The organism is Streptacidiphilus carbonis (assembly GCF_000787775.1).
Taxonomy (GTDB): Bacteria; Actinomycetota; Actinomycetes; order Streptomycetales; family Streptomycetaceae; genus Streptacidiphilus; species Streptacidiphilus carbonis.
In genome coordinates, this window is the sequence record NZ_BBPM01000004.1 from 125,993 (window position 1) to 148,248 (window position 22,256).

General features: G+C 72.6%; 18 protein-coding genes and 1 pseudogene. 9 read left to right on the forward strand and 10 right to left on the reverse strand.

Annotation, left to right across the window (positions count from 1 at the left end; translation table 11 throughout):
* Together TR46_RS42065 and TR46_RS04605 are read right to left on the reverse strand one after the other, a co-directional pair.
* Nucleotides 1–435, reverse strand: a pseudogene (locus TR46_RS42065) (two-component sensor histidine kinase); the annotation flags it as partial.
* A gap of 3 nt (nucleotides 436–438) precedes the next feature.
* Entirely contained in the window at nucleotides 439–1,092 is a 654-nt protein-coding gene (locus TR46_RS04605; protein ID WP_042393812.1) for a response regulator transcription factor, read from the reverse strand.
* Between the two features lie 379 nt (nucleotides 1,093–1,471).
* Between TR46_RS04605 and TR46_RS04610 the strand changes: the two genes are divergently transcribed.
* Nucleotides 1,472–1,654 carry a hypothetical protein gene (locus TR46_RS04610; RefSeq protein ID WP_042393815.1) on the forward strand — a complete coding sequence of 61 codons (183 nt, stop codon included), beginning with the start codon at nucleotides 1,472–1,474 and terminating at the stop codon, nucleotides 1,652–1,654.
* A 270-nt stretch (nucleotides 1,655–1,924) separates the two neighbouring features.
* On the opposite strand, the gene TR46_RS04615 is transcribed toward TR46_RS04610, so the two are convergent.
* Together TR46_RS04615 and TR46_RS04620 are read right to left on the reverse strand one after the other, a co-directional pair.
* The gene (locus TR46_RS04615) at nucleotides 1,925–2,740 is read right to left on the reverse strand and encodes an inositol monophosphatase family protein (RefSeq protein ID WP_042393817.1); all 816 of its coding nucleotides are present in this window, start codon (nucleotides 2,738–2,740) and stop codon (nucleotides 1,925–1,927) included.
* A gap of 2 nt (nucleotides 2,741–2,742) precedes the next feature.
* Nucleotides 2,743–3,888 carry a ferrochelatase gene (locus TR46_RS04620; RefSeq protein ID WP_042393819.1) on the reverse strand — a complete coding sequence of 382 codons (1,146 nt, stop codon included), beginning with the start codon at nucleotides 3,886–3,888 and terminating at the stop codon, nucleotides 2,743–2,745.
* 106 nt (nucleotides 3,889–3,994) lie between these two features.
* Here TR46_RS04620 and TR46_RS04625 point away from each other — a divergent pair, with 106 nt between their 5' ends.
* Both TR46_RS04625 and TR46_RS04630 read left to right on the forward strand, forming a co-directional pair.
* The gene (locus TR46_RS04625; protein ID WP_042393820.1) at nucleotides 3,995–5,230 is read left to right on the forward strand and encodes an MFS transporter; all 1,236 of its coding nucleotides are present in this window, start codon (nucleotides 3,995–3,997) and stop codon (nucleotides 5,228–5,230) included.
* On the forward strand, nucleotides 5,193–6,548 hold the full coding sequence (locus tag TR46_RS04630) for a D-arabinono-1,4-lactone oxidase (protein ID WP_042393828.1): 1,356 nt from the start codon (nucleotides 5,193–5,195) through the stop codon (nucleotides 6,546–6,548). Before TR46_RS04625 ends, TR46_RS04630 begins: the two co-directional genes overlap by 38 nt.
* Before the next feature lie 120 nt (nucleotides 6,549–6,668).
* Here TR46_RS04630 and TR46_RS42070 read toward each other — a convergent pair whose 3' ends face one another.
* Nucleotides 6,669–7,436 (reverse strand): hypothetical protein, encoded by a 768-nt coding sequence (locus TR46_RS42070; protein ID WP_052432539.1) that lies wholly within the window; start codon nucleotides 7,434–7,436, stop codon nucleotides 6,669–6,671.
* Between the two features lie 509 nt (nucleotides 7,437–7,945).
* Here TR46_RS42070 and sepH point away from each other — a divergent pair.
* On the forward strand, nucleotides 7,946–9,019 hold the full coding sequence (gene sepH / locus TR46_RS04640; RefSeq protein ID WP_042393831.1) for a septation protein SepH: 1,074 nt from the start codon (nucleotides 7,946–7,948) through the stop codon (nucleotides 9,017–9,019).
* Between the two features lie 164 nt (nucleotides 9,020–9,183).
* Here the strand turns inward: sepH and TR46_RS04645 are convergent, their stop codons facing one another.
* The 5 genes from TR46_RS04645 to TR46_RS04665 form a co-directional block, all read right to left on the reverse strand.
* Nucleotides 9,184–10,035, reverse strand: coding sequence for a sulfurtransferase (locus TR46_RS04645; RefSeq protein WP_042393833.1), 852 nt, complete (start codon nucleotides 10,033–10,035; stop codon nucleotides 9,184–9,186).
* Nucleotides 10,036–10,124: 89 nt separating this feature from the next.
* Nucleotides 10,125–10,850: a thymidine kinase gene (locus TR46_RS04650; RefSeq protein ID WP_042393836.1), complete on the reverse strand. Its 726-nt coding sequence runs from the start codon at nucleotides 10,848–10,850 to the stop codon at nucleotides 10,125–10,127.
* A 53-nt stretch (nucleotides 10,851–10,903) separates the two neighbouring features.
* A complete protein-coding gene (locus tag TR46_RS04655) occupies nucleotides 10,904–12,070 on the reverse strand; it encodes an alkaline phosphatase family protein (protein ID WP_042393839.1) in 1,167 nt (388 codons plus the stop codon).
* Nucleotides 12,071–12,129: 59 nt separating this feature from the next.
* Nucleotides 12,130–12,720: a DUF5998 family protein gene (locus TR46_RS04660; RefSeq protein ID WP_042393842.1), complete on the reverse strand. Its 591-nt coding sequence runs from the start codon at nucleotides 12,718–12,720 to the stop codon at nucleotides 12,130–12,132.
* A gap of 113 nt (nucleotides 12,721–12,833) precedes the next feature.
* Nucleotides 12,834–15,683: a bifunctional acetate--CoA ligase family protein/GNAT family N-acetyltransferase gene (locus tag TR46_RS04665; protein ID WP_439654339.1), complete on the reverse strand. Its 2,850-nt coding sequence runs from the start codon at nucleotides 15,681–15,683 to the stop codon at nucleotides 12,834–12,836.
* Between the two features lie 229 nt (nucleotides 15,684–15,912).
* Here TR46_RS04665 and TR46_RS04670 point away from each other — a divergent pair, with 229 nt between their 5' ends.
* The 5 genes from TR46_RS04670 to TR46_RS04690 form a co-directional block, all read left to right on the forward strand.
* Nucleotides 15,913–16,191, forward strand: coding sequence for an HPr family phosphocarrier protein (locus TR46_RS04670; protein ID WP_042393845.1), 279 nt, complete (start codon nucleotides 15,913–15,915; stop codon nucleotides 16,189–16,191).
* A gap of 210 nt (nucleotides 16,192–16,401) precedes the next feature.
* Complete coding sequence (locus TR46_RS04675) at nucleotides 16,402–18,156, forward strand: AMP-binding protein (RefSeq protein ID WP_042393849.1); 1,755 nt, start codon at nucleotides 16,402–16,404, stop codon at nucleotides 18,154–18,156.
* A 243-nt stretch (nucleotides 18,157–18,399) separates the two neighbouring features.
* Nucleotides 18,400–19,593 (forward strand): ATP-grasp domain-containing protein, encoded by a 1,194-nt coding sequence (locus tag TR46_RS04680; protein WP_042393851.1) that lies wholly within the window; start codon nucleotides 18,400–18,402, stop codon nucleotides 19,591–19,593.
* A complete protein-coding gene (locus TR46_RS04685) occupies nucleotides 19,590–20,633 on the forward strand; it encodes a phosphotransferase family protein (protein ID WP_042393854.1) in 1,044 nt (347 codons plus the stop codon). The genes TR46_RS04680 and TR46_RS04685 overlap by 4 nt, the downstream gene beginning before the upstream one ends.
* Nucleotides 20,634–20,796: 163 nt before the next feature.
* The coding region (locus TR46_RS04690) for a M48 family metallopeptidase (RefSeq protein ID WP_161790087.1) at nucleotides 20,797–22,256 on the forward strand (1,460 nt) is incomplete at its 3' end.

Consider the following 22,256-nt stretch of genomic DNA (forward strand, 5'->3'; position numbering starts at 1 on the left):
GGGGGGGGGGGGTGCCCGGCGGCGGGGGGGCCCCCCCCGCCCCGCCATGGCGTAGCCGAAGACCACGGCCAGGATCAGCAGTGCGATCAGTGCGCTTATCGACTTGAGGATCAGGATGTGCAGGGCCGCACTGGTGTGCTGGTGCTGTATGTCGGCTATATGGCTGCTCAGGGTGTCCCCGGAGATCACCTGGCCGTTGAACTGGACCGTGACGTCGCCCTTGGTGGTGATCTGCGGGACCTGGGTCGCCAGGTTGAACGCCTGGTCGACGAAGAGGTACATCACCAGCACCAGGATCAGCCCGGCCAGCAGGAACATCCCGCCGTAGAACATCGTCAGCCGGATCCGCAGGGTGGGGCGGAACGGCAGCAGCGAGGGCTCCGGCTCCTGGGCGGGCCACCGGGAGGGCGAGGGGGTGGGGGTGGGCTGGACCATGGCTCAGATCCGGTAGCCGGAGCCGGGCACGGTGATGATCACCGCGGGCTCGCCGAGCTTGCGGCGCAGCGTCATCACGGTGACCCGGACCACGTTGGTGAACGGGTCGGTGTGCTCGTCCCAGGCCTTCTCCAGCAGCTGCTCGGCCGAGACCACGGCACCGTTGGAACGCATCAGCACCTCCAGCACGGCGAACTCCTTGGGCGCCAGGGCGATCGGCTTGCCGTCCCTGAGCACCTCGCGGCGGCCCGGGTCGAGGGAGATCCCCTCCCGCTCCAGCACCGGGGGCAGCGGCGTGGTGGCACGCCGGCCGAGGGCGCGCACCCGGGCCACGAGTTCGCTGAAGGCGAACGGCTTGGGGAGGTAGTCGTCCGCGCCGAGCTCCAGGCCCTCGACCCGGTCGCTGATGTCGCCGGCCGCGGTCAGCATCAGCACCCGGGTCGGCTGACCCTCCTCGACGATCTTCCTGAGCACGTCGTCGCCGTGCACCAGCGGCAGGTCGCGGTCGAGCACGACCACGTCGTAGTCGTTCACCGCGACCCGGTCCAGGGCCGCCTGGCCGTCGTAGACCACGTCGACGGCCATGGCCTCCCGCCGGAGGCCGGTGGCGACGGCATCGGCGAGCAACTGCTCGTCCTCGACCACAAGAACCCGCAACGCAGTGGTCCCTTCAAAGAGCACAGCCGTGCGATGGCCCTGCTGGGACACCGCTCACAACGTTCCATCCTGCCTGGTACGGCGGTAAAGCAGCGGTAAGCGGGCCTCGAACCGGGGTGCCGGACCCCCTCCCGGAGGAATCACCAGGAATCGGAGCCACCCGCTCCAGGGGTGGCACCCAGGCCGGGAAGATCGCGGAAAACGGCCCGGAATTCCCAGGATGGGCGAGGTTTCCGGGAGTTCGGGCGTGGGGAGGACGGTCTGTACACCCGCGATCACGCTCGCACCGCAACGCGAGCTCGCACCCGCCCGTCCGTGCGACCTTCCGCACCGGGCCACGCCCGGGGTCGCCCGAACAAGAGCAAGGGGGTCTTGCCTCATGGACGCCTTCACCGCCGGCATCCTTCAGCGCATAAGGAACGCCGAGCTGGACCTGCACCGCGCCCAGGAGTCGGGGGACGACTTCCTGGCCGAGGTCGAGCAGTCCGAGCTCGACGACCTGCACCGGCTCGCCGCGGAGCACGGCATCTCGGTGGCGCAGCCCGAAGCGCACGCCGCCTGACGCTGCGCTTGCCCCTCACACCCGCCCACCACCCACCCTCACCCCTCAACCTGAGCAATGCCCCGGACAGCAGGACCACCCGTCCGGGGCGTTTTGGTTGTTCGGGCCTCGGCTGGTTCCTGACCGCGGACCGTAGCGGGCTGGGCGCGCAGTTCCCCGCGCCCCTGGTAGGTGCAACCTGATCCCAGCGGTCCAGTTGCAGCCCGACAGGGGCGCGGGGAACTGCGCGACCAGCCAGGCACACGCCGCAGCCGAAAGCCGTCGGAACCCCTAGTCGTGCCAGGCGCCGAGCTCCTCCAGCAGCTGCTGCAGCGGCTCGAACAGGCCCGACGGCGCCGCCACGGTCAGCTCCGTGGAGGCCGGGTCCCCCGGGCGGCCGCCCGCGAGCGCCCCGGCCTCGGTGGCGATCAGCACCCCGGCCGCGTGGTCCCACGGGTTGAGACCGCGCTCGAAGAAGCCGTCGAGCCGCCCCGCCGCGACATCGCAGAGGTCGACCGCCGCGGAGCCGCCCCGCCGGATGTCACGCAGTCTGGGCACCAGCTCGCGGACCACCTCGGCCTGCCGCACCCGCCGCTCGCGCAGATAGCCGAAGCCGGTCCCGACCAGCGCCTGGCCCATCTCCGGGGCTTCCCCGCACCGCAGTTGACGCCCGTTCAGGAACGCCCCGCCGCCCCGGACCGCACGCACGGTCTCGCCCCGCGGCGGCACCTCGACCACGCCGACCAGGGTCTCCCCGTCCAGCTCGGCGGCGATGCTCACCGACCAGGCAGGGAGGCCGTAGAGGTAGTTCACCGTGCCGTCCAGCGGGTCGATCACCCAGCGGACGCCGCTGCTGCCGTCACGGGAGGCGCCCTCCTCGCCGAGCAGGCCGTCGTCGGGGCGGCGGGCGGTGATCAACTCGGTGATCAGCTTCTCGGCCGCGAGGTCCATCTCGGTGACCACGTCGACCGAGCTGGACTTGGTCGCGGCGACGCCCAGGTCGTGCGGGCGGCCGTCGCGCAGCAGCGCGCCGGCCTTGGACGCCACTTCCAGGGCGAGGTCCAGGAGTTCGGCCTTGAGGTCCTCGAGCTGCTTGGCATCGTCCATGGTCAGTCCTTCCAATCGGCACCGGCTGCCGCCGGAAGGTGGTTTCGCGCTGCCGGGCAGCAGTCGACGGGGCAGAGGTCGTGGCTCGCGCCCAGCGCGCCCAGCGCACAACGTGCCGGGCGCTCACCGCGCGCGCTCGCGGCGCGTTCCAGCACCATGTCGCGCACGCCGGCGGCGAAGCGCGGGTCCGCACCGACGGTGCGAGCCCGGGAGACCGGCAGGCCCAACTCGGCCGCCTTCTCGGCGGCCTGGGTGTCGAGGTCGTAGACGACCTCCATATGGTCCGAGACGAAGCCGATCGGCACCATCACCACCGCCGGGACGCCCGCACCGTGCAGGGCCTCCAGGTGGTCGCAGATGTCCGGCTCCAGCCAGGGGGTCTGCGGGGAGCCGCTGCGGCTCTGGTAAACCAGCTCCCACTCCCGCTCGGCCACCCCGGTCTCCTCGGCCACTGCCTCGGCGACCAGCCGGGCCGTCTCCAGATGCTGCGCGACGTACGCGCCGCCGGGCTTCCCACGGGCCGGATCGTCCGGGGCGCCCGAGGTGTCCGCCAGCGCATTGGGGATCGAGTGGGTGGTGAACGCCAACCGCGCGCCGTCGCGCACGCCTTCGGGCAGCTCCGCCAGCGCGGTCAGGGTGTTGTCGATCATCGGCTGGACGAAGCCCGGGTGGTTGTAGAAGTTGCGCAGCTTGTCCAGCCGCAGCTCGGCGGCGCCCGGCGCGCCCTCCTCGCGCAGCAGGGTCAGCGCCGCGGCCAGGTTCTCCCGGTACTGGCGGCAGCCGGAGTAGTTGGCGTAGGCGCTGGTGGCCAGCACCAGCACCCGGCGCCGGCCGGCGGCGGCCAGCTCGCGCAGGGTGTCCACCAGGTAGGGGGCCCAGTTGCGGTTGCCCCAGTAGACCGGCAGGTCGAGTCCCTGGGCGGTCAGGTCGGCGCGCAGGGCCTCCAGCAGCTCGCGGTTCTGCGCGTTGATCGGGCTGACCCCGCCGAAGAGGAAGTAGTGCTGCCCGACCTCGGCCAGCCGCTCGCGCGGGATGCCTCGGCCGCGGGTCACGTTCTCCAGGAACGGCACCACGTCGTCCGGGCCTTCGGGGCCGCCGAAGGAGAGCAGCAGCAGGGCGTCATACGGACTGGTACGTGCATCGGACATGGGTCCGATCCTGCCACTACAGGGCCGTCGGTTATTCGATTGACCTCCCCCGTAAGCTGTGTAAGTTCTCTATAGCCCTTACGGGTCCTTGGAAAGTTGGAGCACCGTGCTGTCCACCTACCGCCGGATCTTCGACGCCCCGGGGAGCCTGGCCTTCTCCGCCGCGGGCTTCGTCTCCCGGATGCCGCTGTCGATGACCGGCATCGGCGTCGTCACCATGCTCTCGACCCTGCGCGGTGACTACGGCCTGGCCGGTGCGGTCTCGGCGACGCTGGCGCTGTCCGCGGCCGCGCTCGGGCCGCAGGTGTCGCGCCACGTGGACCGGTACGGACAGGCCCGGGTGATCCTCCCGGCCACCGGGATCGCCGTGGCCGCCATGGGTGTGCTGCTGCTCTGCGCCCGGTTCGACGCACCGGCCTGGACCCTGTTCGCCGCGGCCGTGCCGGCCGGCTGCATGCCGAGCATGGGCTCGCTGGTCCGGGCCCGCTGGGCGCTGATCTACCGGGGCTCGCCGAGCCTGCACACGGCCTACGCCTTCGAGTCGGTGGTGGACGAGATCGTCTTCATCATCGGCCCGATCCTCTCGGTCGGGCTGTGCACCGCGGTCTTCCCCGAGGCGGGACCGCTGGCCGCGATCCTGCTGCTGCTGACCGGTGTCCTGCTGTTCGCGGCCCAGCGCGGCACCGAGCCGCCGCTGCACCCGGTCTCGCTGGAGCGGTCGGGATCGGCGCTGCGCACCCCCGGCCTGTGGGTGCTGGTGCTGACCTTCGTCGGAGTGGGGACGATCTTCGGCTCGGTGGACGTGGTCACCGTGGCCTTCGCCGACCATCTGCACCACAAGGCGCTGTCCAGCGTCGTGCTGTCGGTCTACGCGCTCGGCTCCTGCGTGGCCGGCGTCGTCTTCGGCGCACTGAAGCTGCACGGACCCTTGTCCAGGAGGTTCCTGCTGGGGATCCTCACCATGGCGGTGAGTATGCTGCCCCTCCTATTCGTGAAGAACCTCGTGGCCCTGGCGGCGGCACTGTTCGTCGCCGGGCTGTCCATCTCCCCCACCATGGTCACCACCATGGGGCTGGTGGAACGGATCGTCCCCGCCTCCAAGCTCACCGAGGGGATGACCTGGACCACCACGGGCCTCGCCGTCGGCGTGGCCCTGGGCTCCTCGGCGGCCGGGTGGGTGGTGGACGGCGCGGGTGCCGCGGCCGGCTACTGGGTGACCGTGGCCGCCGGGTGCTTCGCCGCGGCCACGGCGTTCCTCGGGTCACGCCGGCTCAGATCGGCACCGGAACAGCAGGAGCGTGCACATGTCGACGACGACCAGCGGCAGCACCAGCCCGGGTAGCCGGGGCGCCGTCAGCGCCGCCCCGGGCACCTGGAGCAACTGGGCGGGCAATCAGACCGCACGCCCGCGCCGTACGGTGACCCCCGCCTCGGTCGAGGAGCTGGCAGCGGCCGTGCGCGGCGCGGCCGAGGACGGGCTGCCGGTGAAGGCGGTCGGCAGCGGCCACTCCTTCACCGCCATCGCCGCCACCGACGGCGTCCTGGTGCGCCCCGAGCGGCTGACCGCGATCCGGGAGATCGACCACAGGGGCGGCACCGTCACCGTCGAGTCGGGTCTGCCGCTGGAGAAGCTCAACCTGCTGCTGGAGCACGCCGGCCTGGCCCTGACCAACATGGGCGACATCATGGTGCAGACCGTCGCCGGGGCGACCAGCACCGGCACCCACGGCACCGGGCGCTCCTCGGCCTCGCTGGCGGCGCAGATCAAGGCGCTGGAGATCGTCCTCGCCGACGGCACGGTGACCCGGTGCTCCCCGACCGAGAACGCGGAGCTGTTCGCCGGGGCCCGGCTGGGACTGGGCGCGCTGGGCGTGGTCAGCGCCGTCACCTTCGGGGTGGAGCCCGCGTTCCAGCTCACCGCCCTGGAACAGCCGATGTCCTTCAGCGAGGTGACCGGGCGGTTCGAGGAGCTGGCGGCCGAGAACGAGCACTTCGAGTTCTACTGGTTCCCGCACACCGAGGGCTGCACCACCAAGCGCAACAACCGCAGCGAGGGACCGGCCGCGCCGCTGCCGCCGTTCAAGAAGTGGTTGGACGACGAGTTCATCTCCAACACCGTCTGGGAGGGCGCCTGCCGGGTCGGCCGCCGCTTCCCCGGCACCATCCCGGGCATCGCGAGGATCGCCAGCAAGGCCTGGTCCGAGCGCAGCTACACCGACGTCTCCTACAAGGTGTTCACCAGCCCGCGCCGGGTGCGCTTCGTCGAGATGGAGTACGCGGTGCCGCGCGAGGCCGCGACCACGGTGCTGGGTGATCTGAAGGCGCTGGTCGAGCGCTCCGGCTGGCGGATCAGCTTCCCGGTCGAGGTGCGGGTCGCCCCCGCCGACGACCTGTGGATGTCGACGGCGAGCGGGCGGGACACCGCGTACATCGCGGTCCACCTCTACCGGGGGACGGTCGACCCCGGCTACTTCACCGAGGTGGAGAAGATCATGACGGCGCACCAGGGCCGTCCGCACTGGGGCAAGCTGCACACCCGCGACGCCGAGTACCTGGCCGGGGTGTACCCGCACTTCGGCGCGTTCACCGCGCTGCGCGACAAGGTCGACCCCGAACGCCGATTCGGCAACGACTACCTGCGCCGGGTCCTGGGCGCCTGACGGCACGCCAGATCGCCCCTGGGCCTGCAACCTGCCCACGGCGGTCCAGTTGCACCCGCACAGGGGCGCGGGGAACTGCGCGACCAGCCCACTGCGGTCCGCAGTCGAAGTCCGGCCGGTCTACGGAGCCGCGGAGGAGGAGGCCGCGGCGCTGGTGCCGGTGGACGGCGTGGCCGAGGCGGAGGCCGAGGGGGCGGCGGCGGTCGCGCTCGCCGAGGCCGAGGGGGTCGGCGAGCTGGAAGCACCGGCGCCGCCGCCGATGCTGCTCCTGCTGGGCGCTGCGGTCGGGTCGGACGAACCGGTGCTGCCGCTGGGCGCCGCCGCCGATCCCGGGCCGGTTCCGCCCGTGGAATGCGAGGCGCTCGGACCCTGGACGCCGTCGGAGGACCCGGAGCCGTTCTTACCGCCCCAGACCGTCGTCCCGACGGTCTGCCCGGTGGCGAACTCCGTGATCGCTATCGGGATCATCGCCAGCACGAACACCAGTCCGCTGATCAGCGTGTAGAACTTCCAGGTCCGCTTGCGCGCCGGCTTGCGGCCCTTGTAGACGGTGACCGACTCGTTCTCGGGCGGCGGGGCGATCCGCGCCATCATCCGGGTGTGCTCGCCGCCGGGGTCGAACGGGTCGAACTGTGCAGTCTTGGTGAAGGCCTCCTCGGCGTCCGCCCGCCGTTCCGCCGCCCATTCCTCCGGTGTGAGCGCGGGCTCGGCCACCGCGGGAACGCGGCTGCGTATCTCCTCGCCGGTCCGGTGGAAGACGTGCTGGAACAGCGCGCTGCCACAGGTGGCGCCGATGCTGACCACGGCAGCGCCGATGATCGTCCCGGCCACACCCAGGCTGGACGCCAGGATCGCGGCGCCGACGGCGGCCAGCGCACTGGCCGCCACCTGAATGAGACTCAGATCGAGGGACCTTCGTCCCCTGGTTTCCTGCCTTTGGTCCTGCTCCCGCATTACGCCCCTTTTATGCGCCTTTCTCCATCTTGTACAAGGTACGACCGTTCGAAGGCACGAACAGGTTCCAGCCAGTGCGAAGGTGTGAAGATGATCACCGTCCGCCAGTCGGTCGACCGCCATCGGAGTGGCGACCCTTGAGAATCCCGTGATTCAGGGGAGACTTGGGCAGCGAGCCGCGCCACCCGGGACTCACGAATGGAGTAGTGTTCGTGACGCCCGACTGCGGGTCACCTCGGCGTGCCGTCCTTGGAATCGATCCAGTCGGGATCAGTACCAGGAGCGGAGGCGGCTTCCGGAGACATTCAGGAGCCAGAGGCTGAGAAAGATTACCGTGCCATAACGGTGAGTCGCGGATAGGGGCCGACGCACCGGGTAACTCTGCAATGTTGTGGTCGGCCGCCCGTCGGCAGGTCACACTCGTTACGGGAGCAGCGACGCAGGTGACGTCGGCAGGCACCACCCGGGAGGTAACCGTGCCCGAACTGCGTGTCGTGGCTGTCAGCAATGACGGCTCACGACTGGTGCTCAAGGCCGCCGACTCGACGGAATACTTCCTTCCGATTGACGAGCGGCTGCGTGCCGCTGTGCGCGGCGACCGGCCGCGGCTGGGCCAGATCGACGTCGAGAGCCACCTCCGCCCACGCGACATCCAGGCCCGGATAAGGGCCGGCGCCAGTGCCGAAGAGGTCGCCCAGCTCGCCGGGATCTCGGTGGAGCGGGTCCGCCGCTTCGAGGGACCGGTGCTGGCCGAGCGCGCTTTCATGGCCGAGCGCGCCCGCAAGACCTCGGTGCGCCGCCAGGGCGAGAGCACCGGACCCCAGCTCGGCGACGCGGTCGCCGAGCGGCTGCTGCTGCGCGGGGCCGAGAAGGACAGCGACTCCTGGGACTCCTGGCGCCGCGAGGACAACACCTGGGAGATCGTGCTGGTCTTCCGGGCCGGCGGCCAGCCGCAGCAGGCCCGCTGGACCTACGACCCGCCGCGGCGGCTGGTCCAGCCGCTGGACGACGAGGCCCGCTCGCTGATCGGCGAGAGCCCGCAGCGGGTCGAGGAGGAGCCGACCTTCCCGTTCAAGCCGCGGATCGCCCGGCTCCCCGGCGCGGACCGCGGGATGGGGATGCGGCCGATGGCGCCGGAGCGTCCGCCGATGCGGGCGCCGGAACGTCCGGAGCGCCCCGAGCGGCCTCCGGAGGTGCCGCAGGCTCCGGCCCCCGCGGTGGCCGAGGCACGGGACTCGCTGACCAGCATCCTCGACGTGGCGACCCCGCAGCAGGCGCCGCTGGCCGCGGAGCCCGTCGAGCCTGCGGCGGAAGCGGCGGAGCCGGCCGCGGCGGCCGGCGCGGGGGCCGCGTACGCGGACATCCTGATGCCCCGTGCGGCGGCGCCGCATCGCGACCGACTGATCGGCAGCACCGACCGCCAGGCCGAGGCGGACGGCGTCCGTCCCGGTCGCCGGGCCGCGGTGCCGAGTTGGGACGAGATCGTCTTCGGCACCCGCCGCAAGAAGCAGGACTGACTCGACGTCAACCCCCTACCACGTAGGGGGCGCGAGGCTGTGCTTGATCCACTGCATGCGCTGCCAACCGTGCACCTCCGCAGCGGGCTGATCGCGCAGTTCCCCGCGCCCCCAGGTAGTAGCGGGTGGCTGTCAGCGGACAGGTTCCCCGCGCCCCCCGGGTTTCAGTGGCTTGTCTCTGCGGGGCGGTCCGGGTTTGACGACCATTCGCTCCAGGACCCCGGGTAGAGCGCACCGTCGAGGCCGGCGAGACTGAGCGCCAGCAGCTCGTGCGCAGCGGTCACGCCGGACCCGCAGTAGACGGCGATCTCGGTGCCCGGCTTCGCGCCGAGCGCGGCGAAGCGTTCGGCGAGCTCGGCCGCAGGCCGGAAGCGGCCGTCGGGCTGGATATTGTCCGTGGTCGGGGCGCTGACCGCACCCGGGATGTGGCCGGCCCGCGGGTCGATCGGCTCGGTCTCGCCCCGGTACCGCTCCCCAGCGCGGGCGTCGAGCAGAAGTCCGGTGCGGGCCACCGCCGCCGCGGCGTCCGCGTCCACCGTGGGCAGCGTGCCCGGGGCGGGGATGAAGTCGCCCTGCTCGGCCGCCGGGGCGTCCTGCTGCAGCGGCAGGCCCGCGGCCGTCCACGCGGCCAGGCCTCCGTCCAGCACCCGGACCCTGCTGTGCCCGGCCCAGCGCAGCAGCCACCAGGCGCGGGCCGCCGAGGCCGAGGTCGCGGCGTCGTAGACGACCGCCTCGCGGTCCGCGCTGACCCCGGCCGCGCGCATGGCCGCGCCGAACGCCTCGGGATCCGGCAGCGGGTGCCGTCCGCCCGGGCCGGGCGGGGCGGCGAGTTCCGCGTCCAGGGCGATGAAGTGCGCGCCCGGGATGTGGCCGGCGGCGTAGTCCGCGGCGCCGGGCGCGGGGGTACCGGGTTCCCAACGGCCGAGCTGCCAGCGGATGTCGAGCAGCACGGGCGGGTGCTCACCGGCGAGCGCGGCGGACAGCTCGGCGGCGGTGATCAGTGTGGTGGACTCCATGGGCATCATTGTGTCCCGCGCGTGGGCGGGAGTCGGCCAAAGGCCCGATGTGTTCAGGACAGCGTGCGGCCGGTGCGGGTGTGGCGCATTCACGCCCCCGCATTCGAACAGACTGTGTCGTTGTTCCCGAAGGGCAGCACGTCCGGCGAGAGCGCTCCGGCTCCCGAAGTCGCCGCGGTGACCCGCCGGGTGTGGTGCCGCCGGCACAACACCTCGTATCCCACTTCGCCCTCCCGTCGCCCGCCACCGCCCTTGCTCGGGGCGCTTCGTGCCTCGCCTTCCTGGGTACTGACATCGCCGACGACCACCTGGGCTCCCTCCACCACCATCACTCCGCCCACCGTCCGGGCATTGTGGGTGGCCCGGGAGCCGCACCAGCACAGGGCCTCGACCTGGAGCACCTCCACCCGGTCGGCCAGCTCGATCAGGCGCTGCGAGCCGGGGAACAGCCGGGTGCGGAAGTCGGTGGTGATGCCGAAGGTGAAGACGTCGACGCCCAGGTCGTCGACCACCCGGGCGAGTTGGTCCACCTGCTCGGTGGTGAAGAACTGTGCCTCGTCGCAGATCAGATAGTCGCAGCGGCCCCCGGCGGACAGTTCGGCGACCACATGGGCGTGGAAGTCCAGGCCGTCGCCGACCTCCACCGCCTGCGTGGCCAACCCCAGCCTGCTGGACAGGGTGGCGGCGCCGGCGCGGTCGTTGCGGGTGAAGATCAGGCCCTGACGGCCGCGCGCTCCGTGGTTGTGGTCCATCTGCAGGGCCAGGGTCGACTTCCCGCAGTCCATCGTTCCGGAGAAGAAGACCAGCTCAGCCATGGGGAGAGAACATACCTTCCAGTAGCACTTCCAGTAACAGGGGGCCGTGGGTGTCAGCGCCGCGCTTCCAGCAGCGGGACCAACTGCTCCGCGGGGGTCATCGAGCCGTGCATGCCGACCATCGCCGACTCGGCCGGCTCACGGCGGGTGGCGACCACGGCCAGGTCGGCACTGGCGGCGGCGACCACGTCGCCGATCCGCCCGTACACCCGGTCGTCGACCACCGGGCCGAACCAGCCCAGGGCGATGGCCTGGTCGCGGTCGGCGATCCACATCCGGTCCCCGAGGCGCTCGCGCCAAACCGCCGACAGGTCGGCCTCCGCGCCGGGGTGGGCGTAGAGGTGCCGGGCCCGGCCCTCGCCGCCGAGCAGCAGCAGGCCGGAGCGCAGCTCGGGTTCCTCGTCCACGTCGACGCGGTCGGCCGGGGCCACGTCGACCATGCCGTGGTCCGCGGTGACGTAGAGCGCCGAGCGCGGCGGCAGCTGCTCGGCCAGCCGCTGGGCCAGCCGGTCCACCGCCATCAGCTGGCCGCGCCAGGCGTCGGAGTCCACGCCGTAGCGGTGGCCCATGCCGTCCAACTCGCTGTAGTACGTGTAGACCAGGGTCCGGTCGGCGCGGCCCAGGCACTCCGCCGCGAGGTCCATCCGCTCCTCGCCGGGGAGCACCCCGTGGAAGCCGCCGCCGGACAGCGCCACCTCGGTGAGCGGGGTGAACTCGAACTTCGGCGAGGACACCTGGAAGGTCGCCACCCCGGCCCGTTCGGCGAGTCGGAACACCGGGGCGTGCGGCTGCCAGGTGCGCGGGCTGACATGCGGCTGCCAGCGAAGCTGGTTCATCAGCCGGCGTTCGCCGGGGATGCGCACGGTGTAGCCGGCCAGGCCGTGGACTCCGGGCGGCAGGCCGGTGCCGACCGAGGCCAGGCTGGTGGCGGTGGTCGCCGGGAAGCCCGCGGTCATCGGACGGCCGCTGCCGCCCAGGGAGCTGCCGAGCAGCGAGTTGAGGAACGGCGCCTCGGCGGGATGGGCGCGCAACTGCTCCCAGCCGAGGCCGTCCACGAGGAAGACGCAGACCCGGTCGGCCGGTGCCAGCACCAGACCGGTGTCCGGGGCGTCCGGGATGCCGAGGCCCTTGGCCAGGGCGGGCAGCAGGTCGCTGAGGGCACCGCTGCCGTAGGCGGGGGCGGGCGCGTCGGCGGGATCGAGTATCGGGGAGGAGGTCATCGGGTCTTTGCTGGGAGGCGGCGGTTGGACGAGCTCGGGCGGGGCTCTGCAGAAGCGGTTCAGCTTCCCGCGGCCACCGTGGCCTCGGAGAGGGCATGGGCGAAGGTCAGCGCCTGGGCCACGGTCTCCGGACCGTCGCCCGCCTCGCTGACGCGCAGCGACAGGTCGTCGGCGGTCGAGGAACCGGTGTAGCCGTGGTCGGCCTCGCAGTTGGGGTCGCCGCAGGCGGCGGGCTCCAGGTCGATCCGGGAGACGGCACCCCAGCCGATGGTCAGCACGACCTCGCGGGGCAGTTGGCCCCGGGTGTAGGTCTCCGGATTGGCGACGACGCGGCTGACCACCACGGAGGAGATCCGGTCGATCCGGACGCTCTCGGTGGACGTGGTCGCGTACGGGACCGGCGAACTCTCGTCGGCGCCCTGCTCGTCGGTGTGGCTGACGATGAATCGGCTGTCGGTGAGCACCAGGACGGTGACGTGGCGCCGGACCTCGTTGGCGTCGAAGGTGGTCTCCTGGTGCACCAGGAAGGCGGTGACGGGCTCGGCTCCGACCGCGGACTCGACGGCCTCGATGACGAGGGTCGGGTAGTAGCCGCTGCGTTCGATCGCGGAGCGCAGCCCCTGGGTGGTGGTCGTACCGGTCTTCGCCATAGCTCCATCCTGGCACGTACTGCTGACACTGTGCGCCACCGCGCCCGGTCTGTCGGTGCCCCGCCGGGGCGGCGGGTGCCCCGGGCAAGTTCCGGGCGAGGGCCGGGCAGGGCCTAGCCGAGGGCCCTCGGGCCGAGGTCGGTGCGGGCCGGGAGGGGGGCCAGCCGGACCGAGGCGCCGAGGACGGCGAGCCCGCGCGGCGCGACCACCACCGGCTCCAGGCTCAGCGCGGCGACCTCGGGCAGGTCGTCGACCAGCTGGGACACCCGGAGCAGCAGTTCCTCCAGGGCGTCGGTGTCGACCGGTTCCGCGCCGCGCCAGCCGAACAGCAGCGGTGCCGCCTTGATCTCGCGAACGAGTGCGGCGACGTCGCGGTCGGTGGCGGGGACCAGCCGGTGGGCCAGGTCGCCGAGGAGTTCGGAGGCGGCGCCGGAGAGGCCGAAGGAGAGGATCGCGCCGACGGCGGGGTCCACCAGTGCGGACACCGTGGTGTCCACCCCGCGCGCGGCCATCGGCTGGACCACCAGCCCGGCGTCCGGGCCCAGCAGCGCGGTGGTCTCCCGGTGGGCGCGGCGCAGCTCCGTCTCATTGGCCAGGTCCAACCGGACGCTCCCGAGGTCCGGACGGTGCCTCAGGCCCGCGCTGGTGGCCTTGAGCGCGACCGGGTAGCCGAGTTGGGCGGCCGCGGCGACAGCTGACTGCTCGTCGGCGGCCGGGCGGGCGCGGAGCACCCGGATGCCGTAGTGGCCGAGCAGCGCGGCGGAGGCGGTGTCGTCCAGCCGCACCACGGGGGCGCTGCTCAGCGCGGTGGCGACCAGGCGGCGGGCCGGGCCCTCCGCGACGCCGTCCAGTTCGGGGATGCGACCGGTGTCGGCGTTGCCCCGGCGCCAGGCGGAGTGCCGCACGGCGTGGGCCAGCGCCCGGACCGCGCGTTCGGGGCGGGGGTAGGCGGGCAGCCGGCCCGGGAAACGGGGCGCGGAGCGCTTCGAATCGGGGTGGCGGCCGGGTGACGGGCGGGCCAGCTCGGGCAGTGCCAGATGGATCAGCAGCAGCGGCTTGCCGACGGCGTTCGCCCGGCTCGCGGCGGTGGTGAGGGCGTCGGCGATGCGGTCCAGGTTGGCCGCCCCCGGTTCCGGCCGGTCCGTCTCCAGCAGGCCGGAGCCGGGGAAGTCCGGCAGTTCGGCGGTGCCGATGGGCGGGATGACCACGGCGACCACGACATCGCTGTCGGAGCGGTCGACGGCTGCGGTCAGCCCCGCGGTGAAGTCCTCTGCGGTGGCACCGGTGGTGAGGTCCTGCGGCGGCAGCGGGTGCAGCCCGGCGCTGAGCGCGGCGTCATGGGTGAGCAGCCCGAGGGAGTCCGAGTTGCCGACGATCGCGATCCGGTCGCCGGCCGGCAGCGGCTGGTGGGCCAGCAGGTCGGCGGCGTCGTACAGCTCGGTGATGGTGTCCACCCGGACCACCCCGGCCTGCTGGAACAGCGTGTCCACGGTGCTGTCGTCGATGCGGGTGAGGGCGGCGGCATGGCCTGCGGGAACGCTGCCGGTGTGGCGGCCGCCCTTGATCACGACGATGGGCTTGTCTGCGGAGATCCTGCGGGCGATCCGGCTGAACTTGCGCGGGTTGCCGAAGGACTCCAGGTAGAGCAGCACCACCCGGGTGGCCTCGTCCTCCTCCCAGTACTGCAGCAGGTCGTTGCCGGAGACGTCGGCGCGGTTGCCGGCGGAGGCGAAGCTGGACAGGCCGAGGCCGCGCCGGTGGGCGGCCTCCAGCAGGGCGGCGCCGATGGCGCCGGACTGGCTGAAGACCCCCAGCGGGCCCCGGGCCGGGAGCTGGGGCGAGAGCGAGGCGTTGAGCCGGACCCCGGGGTCGGTGTTGAGCAGCCCGAAGGCGTTGGGCCCGATCACCCGCATCCCGGCCGCCCTGGCCTGGCGGACCAGGGCGCGCTGGCGGGCCAGTCCGGCCGCGCCGGTCTCGGCGTAGCCGGCGGTCACCACCACCAGTCCCTGGACGCCGTTGGCCCCGCACTCGGCGACCACGGCGGGCACCTGGTCGGCGGGGACCGCGATCACCGCGAGGTCGACCGGCTCCGGCAGTTCGGCGAGGCTGCGGCGCAGCGGGCCGCCGTCCATTTCGCCTTCGCCGCCATCGGCATTGCGGTTGACCGCCTGGACCCGTCCGGTGAAGCCGCTGCCGAGCAGGTTGCGCAGCACGCTGCGGCCGACACCTCCCGGGTTGCGGCCGGCGCCGATGACGGCGACCGAGCCGGGGGCCAGCAGCCGCTGGATCGAGCGGGACTCGGCGCGGTGCTCGCGGGAGCGCATCACCGCGAGCGACTGCTCGGTGGGCTCCAGGTCCAGCTCGAAGTGGAGCACCCCGTCGGCGAAGCTGCGGTGCTGGGTGTAGCCGGCGTCGGTGAAGACCTTGCCCATCTTGCGGTTGTCGGGCAGCACCTCGGCGATGAAGCGGCGGATGCCGCGCTCGCGGGCCACCGCGGCGATGTGCTCCAGCAGCGCGGAGGCCACGCCGCGGCCCTGGTGGGCGTCCTGCACCAGGAAGGCGACCTCGGCGTCGGTGCCCGTCTCGGTGGGCCTGCCGGTCTCGTCGATGCGGTCGAAGCGGACCGTGGCGATGATCTCGTCGCGGACCAGGACCGCCAGGCCGACCCGGTTGACGTAGTCGTGGTGGGTGAACCGGCGCACGTCGCGGTCGGAGAGCCGGGGGTACGGCGCGAAGAAGCGGTAGTACTTCGACTGGTCCGAGACGTCGGTGTAGAAGGCGACCAGCCGTCCGGCGTCGTCAGGGGTGAGCGGGCGGATCCTGGCGGTGCCGCCGTCGCGCAGGACGATGTCCGCCTCCCAGTGGGCCGGGTAGGAGGGCGGGGCGTCCGATGCGGACGGGCCCTGTCCAGCGGGGTCCTGAGCAGAGGGGTCCTGTCCAGCGGGGTCCTGCGTACTGGTCACCCGGCCAGATTAGCCGCGCGGGCAGGACGGGGCGCCCGGCGGGAAACGCGGTGGCGGGCGGGAAACGCGGGGCGGGCGGGATAGGGGCGGGGGGCGAGGCGGCAGGGTGGGGGCAGCGGGGCCGGGCCCCGCAGGTCCGGCGGGACCTTCGGCACGGTCGGCACCTGCCCGACCCGTGCGAGAATGGTCTAGACAACTTGACTTCATGCCACTCGAAAGGCAGCGCATCATGGCTGAGCGCCACGTCACCATTGGCTGGGCCGAGGGCCTGCACGCCCGTCCCGCCTCCGTATTCGTCCGCGCGGCAACCGCCGTCGGCGTCCCGGTCACCATCTCCAAGGTCGGCGGCACCCCCGTCAACGCCGCCTCGATGCTGGCACTGCTGGGCCTGGGCGCGCAGGGCGGCGAGGAGGTCGTGCTCGCCTCGGACGCCGAGGGCGCCGACGCCGCGCTGGACCGGATGGCCAAGCTGGTCAGCGAGGGCCTGGACGAGCTGCCCCCGGCCTGAGACCGACCGCGCCGGGCGCTCGCGCGGGTGCCCGCACCCCGCGCGTGCCCACACATGCCCGCGCGTCCCAGCGAGTGCCCGCATGACGGAAGCCGCCTCCTCTCGCCCGGGGGCGGCTTTCCTGCGTGGTGCCCTTGACCTCCGGGGCGCGCTGCTGCGAACGTGCGGCCGAGGGACCGCAGTGAGGCGGGCCCCGGGGAGGAGAGCACCGTGGCGGACAGCGGCTACCGGGAGTTCAAGGCCGCGCGGGACCATCTGCTGCGGCACCGCGGCGACCTCGCCGGTGCACGGAACTTCCCCCGGCCCCGTGCCGAGCACTTCAACTGGGCGCTGGACTGGTTCGACCAGGAGGCGGCCGGGAACGACGCGATCGCCCTGCGGGTGGTCGACCTCGACGCCGACGGCGGGGTGCTGCGCGAGACCGCGCTGGGCTTCGCCGAGCTGAGCCGCCGCTCCGACCAGGTCGCCGGCTGGCTGGCCGCCCAGGGCGTCGAACGCGGTGACCGGGTGCTGCTGCTGTTGGGCAACCGGGTCGCGCTGTGGGAGACCATGCTCGCGGCGATCAAGCTGGGCGCCGTGGTGATCCCGGCCAGCACCCTGCTCTCCCCCGAGGACCTCGCCGACCGGGTGGCCCGCGGCGCGGTTCGCTTCGTCGTCGCCGAGGCCGCGCTGGTCGGCGGATTCGCCGCGATCGACGGCCTCGGAACCCGGTGGACCGGGATCTCGGTCGGCGGACCGGCCGACCACTGGCTCGGCTACGAGGACGCCTACGCCCACGAGGGCGAGTTCCGGCCGACCGGGGCCACCCGCGCGGACGACCCGCTGCTGCTCTACTTCACCTCCGGCACCACCAGCAGTCCCAAGCTGGTGCAGCACACCCACCGCTCGTATCCGGTGGGTCATCTCTCCACGATGTACTGGATCGGGCTGAAGCCCGGCGACGTCCACCTCAATGTCTCCTCGCCCGGCTGGGCCAAGCACGCCTGGAGCAACTTCTTCGCGCCCTGGAACGCCGGGGCCGAGATCCTGATCGTCAATCAGCCGCGCTTCGCCGCGCGCCCGCTGCTGGACGCCATGGCCAGACTCGGGGTCACCTCCTTCTGCGCGCCGCCCACCGTGTGGCGGATGCTGGTGCTGGAGGACCTGGCCCGGTGGAAGGTGCCGCTGCGGGAACTCGTCGGCGCGGGCGAGCCGCTGAATCCGGAGATCATCGAACGGGTCAGGGACGCCTGGGGCGTCCTGCTGCGGGACGGCTTCGGCCAGACCGAGACCACCGCCCAGGTGGGCAACCCGCCCGGGATCACGGTCCGCCCCGGCTCGATGGGGCTGCCGCTGCCCGGATACGAGATCGCCCTGGTCGACCCGCTGACCGGGGCGGCGGTGACCGAGCCCGGCGCCGAGGGCGAGCTCTGCCTGCCGCTGGACAGTGAGCCGCTCGGGCTGATGGCGGGCTATCAGGACGATCCCGCGCGGCAGGACGAGGCCACCGCCGGCGGTTTCTACCACACCGGTGACGTGGCGTTCCGGGAGGCCGACGGGTACTTCACCTATGTCGGGCGCACCGACGACGTGTTCAAGTCCAGCGACTACCGGATCTCGCCCTTCGAGCTGGAGAGCGTGCTGATCGAGCACCCCGCGGTGGCCGAGGCCGCGGTGGTCCCCTCGCCCGACCCGGTACGGCTGTCCGTGCCCAAGGCCTATCTGGTCACCGCCCCCGGGTACGAACCGAACGCGGAGACCGCACGCTCCGTGCTGGAGTTCGCCAGGGCCCGGCTGGCCCCCTACAAGCGGGTGCGGCGGGTGGAGTTCGCCGCACTGCCCAAGACGGTCTCCGGAAAGATCCGCAGGGTCGAACTGCGGGGGCGCGAGGACGAACTGCACGGCGGACCCGAGGCTCCGGCTCGCGGTCCCGGACGGGGCAGCACCGAGTTCTGGGAGGAGGATTTCCCCCGCGACCAGGCCTGACCTCCACCCCGCTGTGTTAACAACCGGTGACACGGCGGACGATGACGAATCTGCCACTCGCGCAACCACCCCGCGGCGTGGTCTGATACGCCCACGACCCACGCGGCACAGGCATTCCATCCCCTGCTGTACGTTCGGTCGCACCCGACCACGGCCATGGCCCCCGCCCTCACGGGCGCTGTGAACCAGTGTCACCACGAAGCCCTTCCACGCCCTGCCGGCCTTCGTCCTGGAGACACCGATTTGAACCACCCGCTGCGCATCTGGCTGAACCGGACCTACGCCGAGAACGCCTTCTTCATCGGCCTGTTGAGAGAGAACCGCGACGACGTCGTGCTGGAGGTCCATGCCAGCCACGTCGACGCGGACTCGCCGGTGCTGAGGGCCGCCGACGTCTCCTCGCTGGAACCGGACAACCTGTCACCGGCGGCGTATGTGGAGTTCGCGCTGGACTACTGCACCCGGCAGGGCATCGACCTGTTCCTCCCCCGGCTGCACCAGCACGCCGTGGCGGCCCGGCGGGAGGACTTCGCCGCGGTCGGCACCACGGTGCTGAGCCCGCCGAGCGACGCCATCGAGCTGTTCGACGACAAGGCGACGGCCTACGGGCGGCTGGCAGCGGCCGGACTTCCGGTGCCGCCCTGGTGGCGGGTGCATGACGCCGACGAGCTGATGGCGGCCGTGGAGCAGATTGAGGCCGACGGCGGCAAGCCCTGCCTCAAGCCGGTGCGCGGCGCCGGCGGCGAGGGCTTCCGGGTGCTGTCGCGGAACCCCTTCACGCTGGACCGGCTCGCCGGGTCGCCCAGCTGGTACGTCCCGCTGGAGCTGGTGGTCAAAGCACTGGAGGAGGCACCGGAGCCACGCCCGGTCGACTGGCTGGTGATGCCGCACCTGGCCGGTCCCGAGGTGTCGGTGGACTGCCTGGCCGACCCGGACGGCCGGCTGCGCGGCGCGGTCGGCCGCAGCAAGGAGGGCCGCCGGCGCGGGTTCACCCTGGACCCGGCCTATCTGGAGCCCACCGAGCGGCTGGTGGAGACCTTCGGCCTGGCGTACCTGACGAATGTTCAGTTCCGGCACCACCACGGTGTTCCCATGCTGCTGGACATCAACACCCGGCCCTCGGGCGGCCTGCACCAGCTGTCCCGGTGCGGGGTGAACTTCCCCTGGGCGGCGATGCAGTTGGCGCTGGGACAGGAGCCGGCCGACATCGCGGTCGGCCCGGGCTCGCTGGGCGACGACTACACCCTGATATCGACGCCCTACCCGGCGCTGGCACGGCAGTTGACGATCCCGGCACCGAGGCAGCCCCACCTTGAGGAGACCGCGCCGGACCAGGAAGCGGTGCAGGGAACGGCGGCCACGGGAACAGCAACCCCGGGAACAGCGGCCACGGGAACGGTGACCCAGGTGACCGGCATCATCGCGGAGGCGGTGTGAGCGGGAGCGGGAGCCCGACCCAGCGTCCGCTGACCAAGGAGCTGGCCGCCGAGCTGGTGCAGCGCTCGCTCGGCCCGGTCGGCGTGGTGAGCGGGGCGTCCGAGCTGGGCGGGGGCGGCTTCGCCTCGGTCTGGCGGGTCGACCTCGCCGACGGCCGCTCGGTGGTGCTCAAGACCACCCCGCCGCCGGAGGCCGTGCTGCTCAGCTACGAGCAGGGGCTGCTGGCCGCGGAGGCGGACTACTTCCGGCGGGTGCGCCGGGAGCTGGCCGGGATGCCGGTCCCCGAAGTACTGCACCTGGGCTCGGACCCGGAACACGGCGACTGGATGGTGATGTCGCTGCTGCCGGGCACACCGCTCAGCGAACTCGGCGCCGGACCGACCGCGGACGGCGCGGAGGGCCCCGACGGCGCGGTCCGGTACGAGCTGGGCCGGGCCCTGGCCCGGCTGCACACCCTGGACGGGTCCTTCTTCGGCTACCCCGGCGCAGGCCGCCGCTCCGCGCCGACCTGGCGGGCGGCGTTCCTCGGGATCATCGACGACCTGCTCGCGGACGCGGACCGGCTCGGCTTCCACCTCCCGCTGCCCGCGACCGAGATCCGACGGATCATCACCTCGGCGTCGGACGTCCTGGACGCGGTGCAGCATCCCGCCCTGGTCCACTTCGACCTGTGGGACGGCAATGTGCTCGCCGAACCGGCCCTGGACGGCACCGGCCTGCGCCTCTCCGGACTGGTGGACGGGGAACGCTGGCTCTACGGCGACCCGCTGGTGGACTTCGTCTCCCCGGTGCTCTTCGGGGCCATCGAGGACGAGGACGGACATCCGCTGCTGCGCGGCTACGCCTCGGTCGCCCACGAGCAGGGCGACTGGACCTGGAACGCGGACACCGTGACCCGGGTGCGGCTCTACCGGGCCTGGCTGTACCTGGTGATGAACGTGGAGCTGCCGACCCGGGGGGAGGAGCGGGCCGCCCGGTACCGCGACTCGCTGGCGGCCCTGCTCCGGACCGCGCTGGACTCGGTCGCCGGAGCCGCGTAGCCGCAGCGCGGCAGCCCCTGTGCGGTGGCGCTTCAGGGTGCGACCGGGGGAACCCGCCAGGATGGGTCCACCCGGCCGCAACCCCCACCCTGCCCGATGGACCTGTCAACGCACCATCACCACGCGCGGCTACAATCCTCCGGCCGGTCGAAAGGAGCCGCAGGTGCGTGCATCGCTACCCGGAGTCCGAGCCCTGGTGCTCCTCCTCGGTTTCTACCTGTTCCTGGTCGCGGCGCTCGCGGCCATCGTGGGCCTGGACCTCGGCCTCACCTCGGCGTCCAACCACCAGGGCGGCCTGGCCCTGGCGGAGACCTGGGGCGTCAGCCTGCTACTCGCCTACCCGCTGCTCTGCGGGCTGCTGGTCGGGAACACGGGCAATCCCGGCCGCCCCGTCGGACTTCGCGTCCGACCCGCGGACCAGCCACGACTGTGGCAGCACGTGGAACGCGCGGCGAAGTCGACGGCGATACGCCCGCCCGCCGAGATCTGGCTGGTCGACCGCCCCGAAGCGGCCCTGCAGCAGGGCTCGTGGCTGCTCGGCCTGATTCCCGGTCGGCGCCGACTGGTCCTGGGCCTCCCGCTGCTGCACGTCCTGACCTGCTCGGAGCTGGACGCGGTCATCGCTCACGAACTGGGCCACTTCGGCCTGGTCCACCGCAACCGGACGAGCCTGCGGCAGGTCCTCCCCCGTGGCAGCAGCCAGGACCCCCGAACCGGCCAGTGGCTCAACGGCGTCTTCGCCTCCTACGCCAGGTTCTGCCTGCGGATCACTCAGGACACGGCCCAGCACCAGGAACAGGCCGCCGACGCCGCGGCCGCCCGCCTGGCCGGTCCCGAAGCCATGATCGGAGCCCTCCGGGCAACGGCACCGTTGGCACAGGCCCACCGCAGATACCTCGGCGACTACCGCGACCTCGGCTGGAACCTCGACCTGGTCCCGTCCGCCGACCTGGTCTACCCGGGCTTCCAGACCTTCCTCCGCACCGACTCCTGGCAGCAGGAGTGCGCACAGCTGTCCGTAGCTCCCCAGCGACAGAAGCAGCCCCGCTACGACCCGCACCCGCCCCTGCCCGAACGCATCGAGCAACTGCGCCGCCTCCCGGCGAAGACCGCAGCCACGCCCGACCCCGCCCTCACCGTCCTGAGCGACCCCGTCGCCACCTGCGCCCAGGTCGCATCCACCCGCCCCGGCGCGGCCGAACGACGCCAGGTGGACTGGGACACCCTGGCCGCAGCCGCCGGGCGCGCCGAGCTGGACCAGGAGAGCGCAGGCATCCGCGACGCCAGCTGGGCAACCCTGCGCAGCCGCACGGACCTCCCCCTCCTCCTCGACGCCGTCGACGCCGGCCGCTGGAAGGAGATCGCCGACTGGATGCCCCGCGAGGGCATGTCCCGCACCGTCACTCCCGAGGCCGCCCGCTCCATGACCGAGGCCGCCGCAGCGGACGGCCTCTACTCCTGGCTCCTGACCGACCTGGTCGCCCAAGGCCGTGCCCACTGGCACCTGGACTGGGAGCAAGGCAAACGCCTCCACCTCACCCCCGCCGTGGAGGCCGCCCTCCCCCCAGCCCTGGACACCGCCCTAACCCCGCAACTCCCCCGCCCCCCCCCCCCCCGCCCCCC

Bases quoted from the DNA above. Each gene is read 5' to 3' on its own strand.
- TR46_RS04610 (WP_042393815.1), top strand. From the start codon at position 1,472: ATGGACGCCTTCACCGCCGGCATCCTTCAGCGCATAAGGAACGCCGAG.
- TR46_RS04615 (WP_042393817.1), bottom strand. From the start codon at position 2,740: ATGGACGATGCCAAGCAGCTCGAGGACCTCAAGGCCGAACTCCTGGAC.
- TR46_RS04620 (WP_042393819.1), bottom strand. From the start codon at position 3,888: ATGTCCGATGCACGTACCAGTCCGTATGACGCCCTGCTGCTGCTCTCC.
- TR46_RS04630 (WP_042393828.1), top strand. From the start codon at position 5,193: ATGTCGACGACGACCAGCGGCAGCACCAGCCCGGGTAGCCGGGGCGCC.
- TR46_RS04645 (WP_042393833.1), bottom strand. From the start codon at position 10,035: ATGGAGTCCACCACACTGATCACCGCCGCCGAGCTGTCCGCCGCGCTC.
- TR46_RS04650 (WP_042393836.1), bottom strand. From the start codon at position 10,850: ATGGCTGAGCTGGTCTTCTTCTCCGGAACGATGGACTGCGGGAAGTCG.
- TR46_RS04655 (WP_042393839.1), bottom strand. From the start codon at position 12,070: ATGACCTCCTCCCCGATACTCGATCCCGCCGACGCGCCCGCCCCCGCC.
- TR46_RS04660 (WP_042393842.1), bottom strand. From the start codon at position 12,720: ATGGCGAAGACCGGTACGACCACCACCCAGGGGCTGCGCTCCGCGATC.
- TR46_RS04670 (WP_042393845.1), top strand. From the start codon at position 15,913: ATGGCTGAGCGCCACGTCACCATTGGCTGGGCCGAGGGCCTGCACGCC.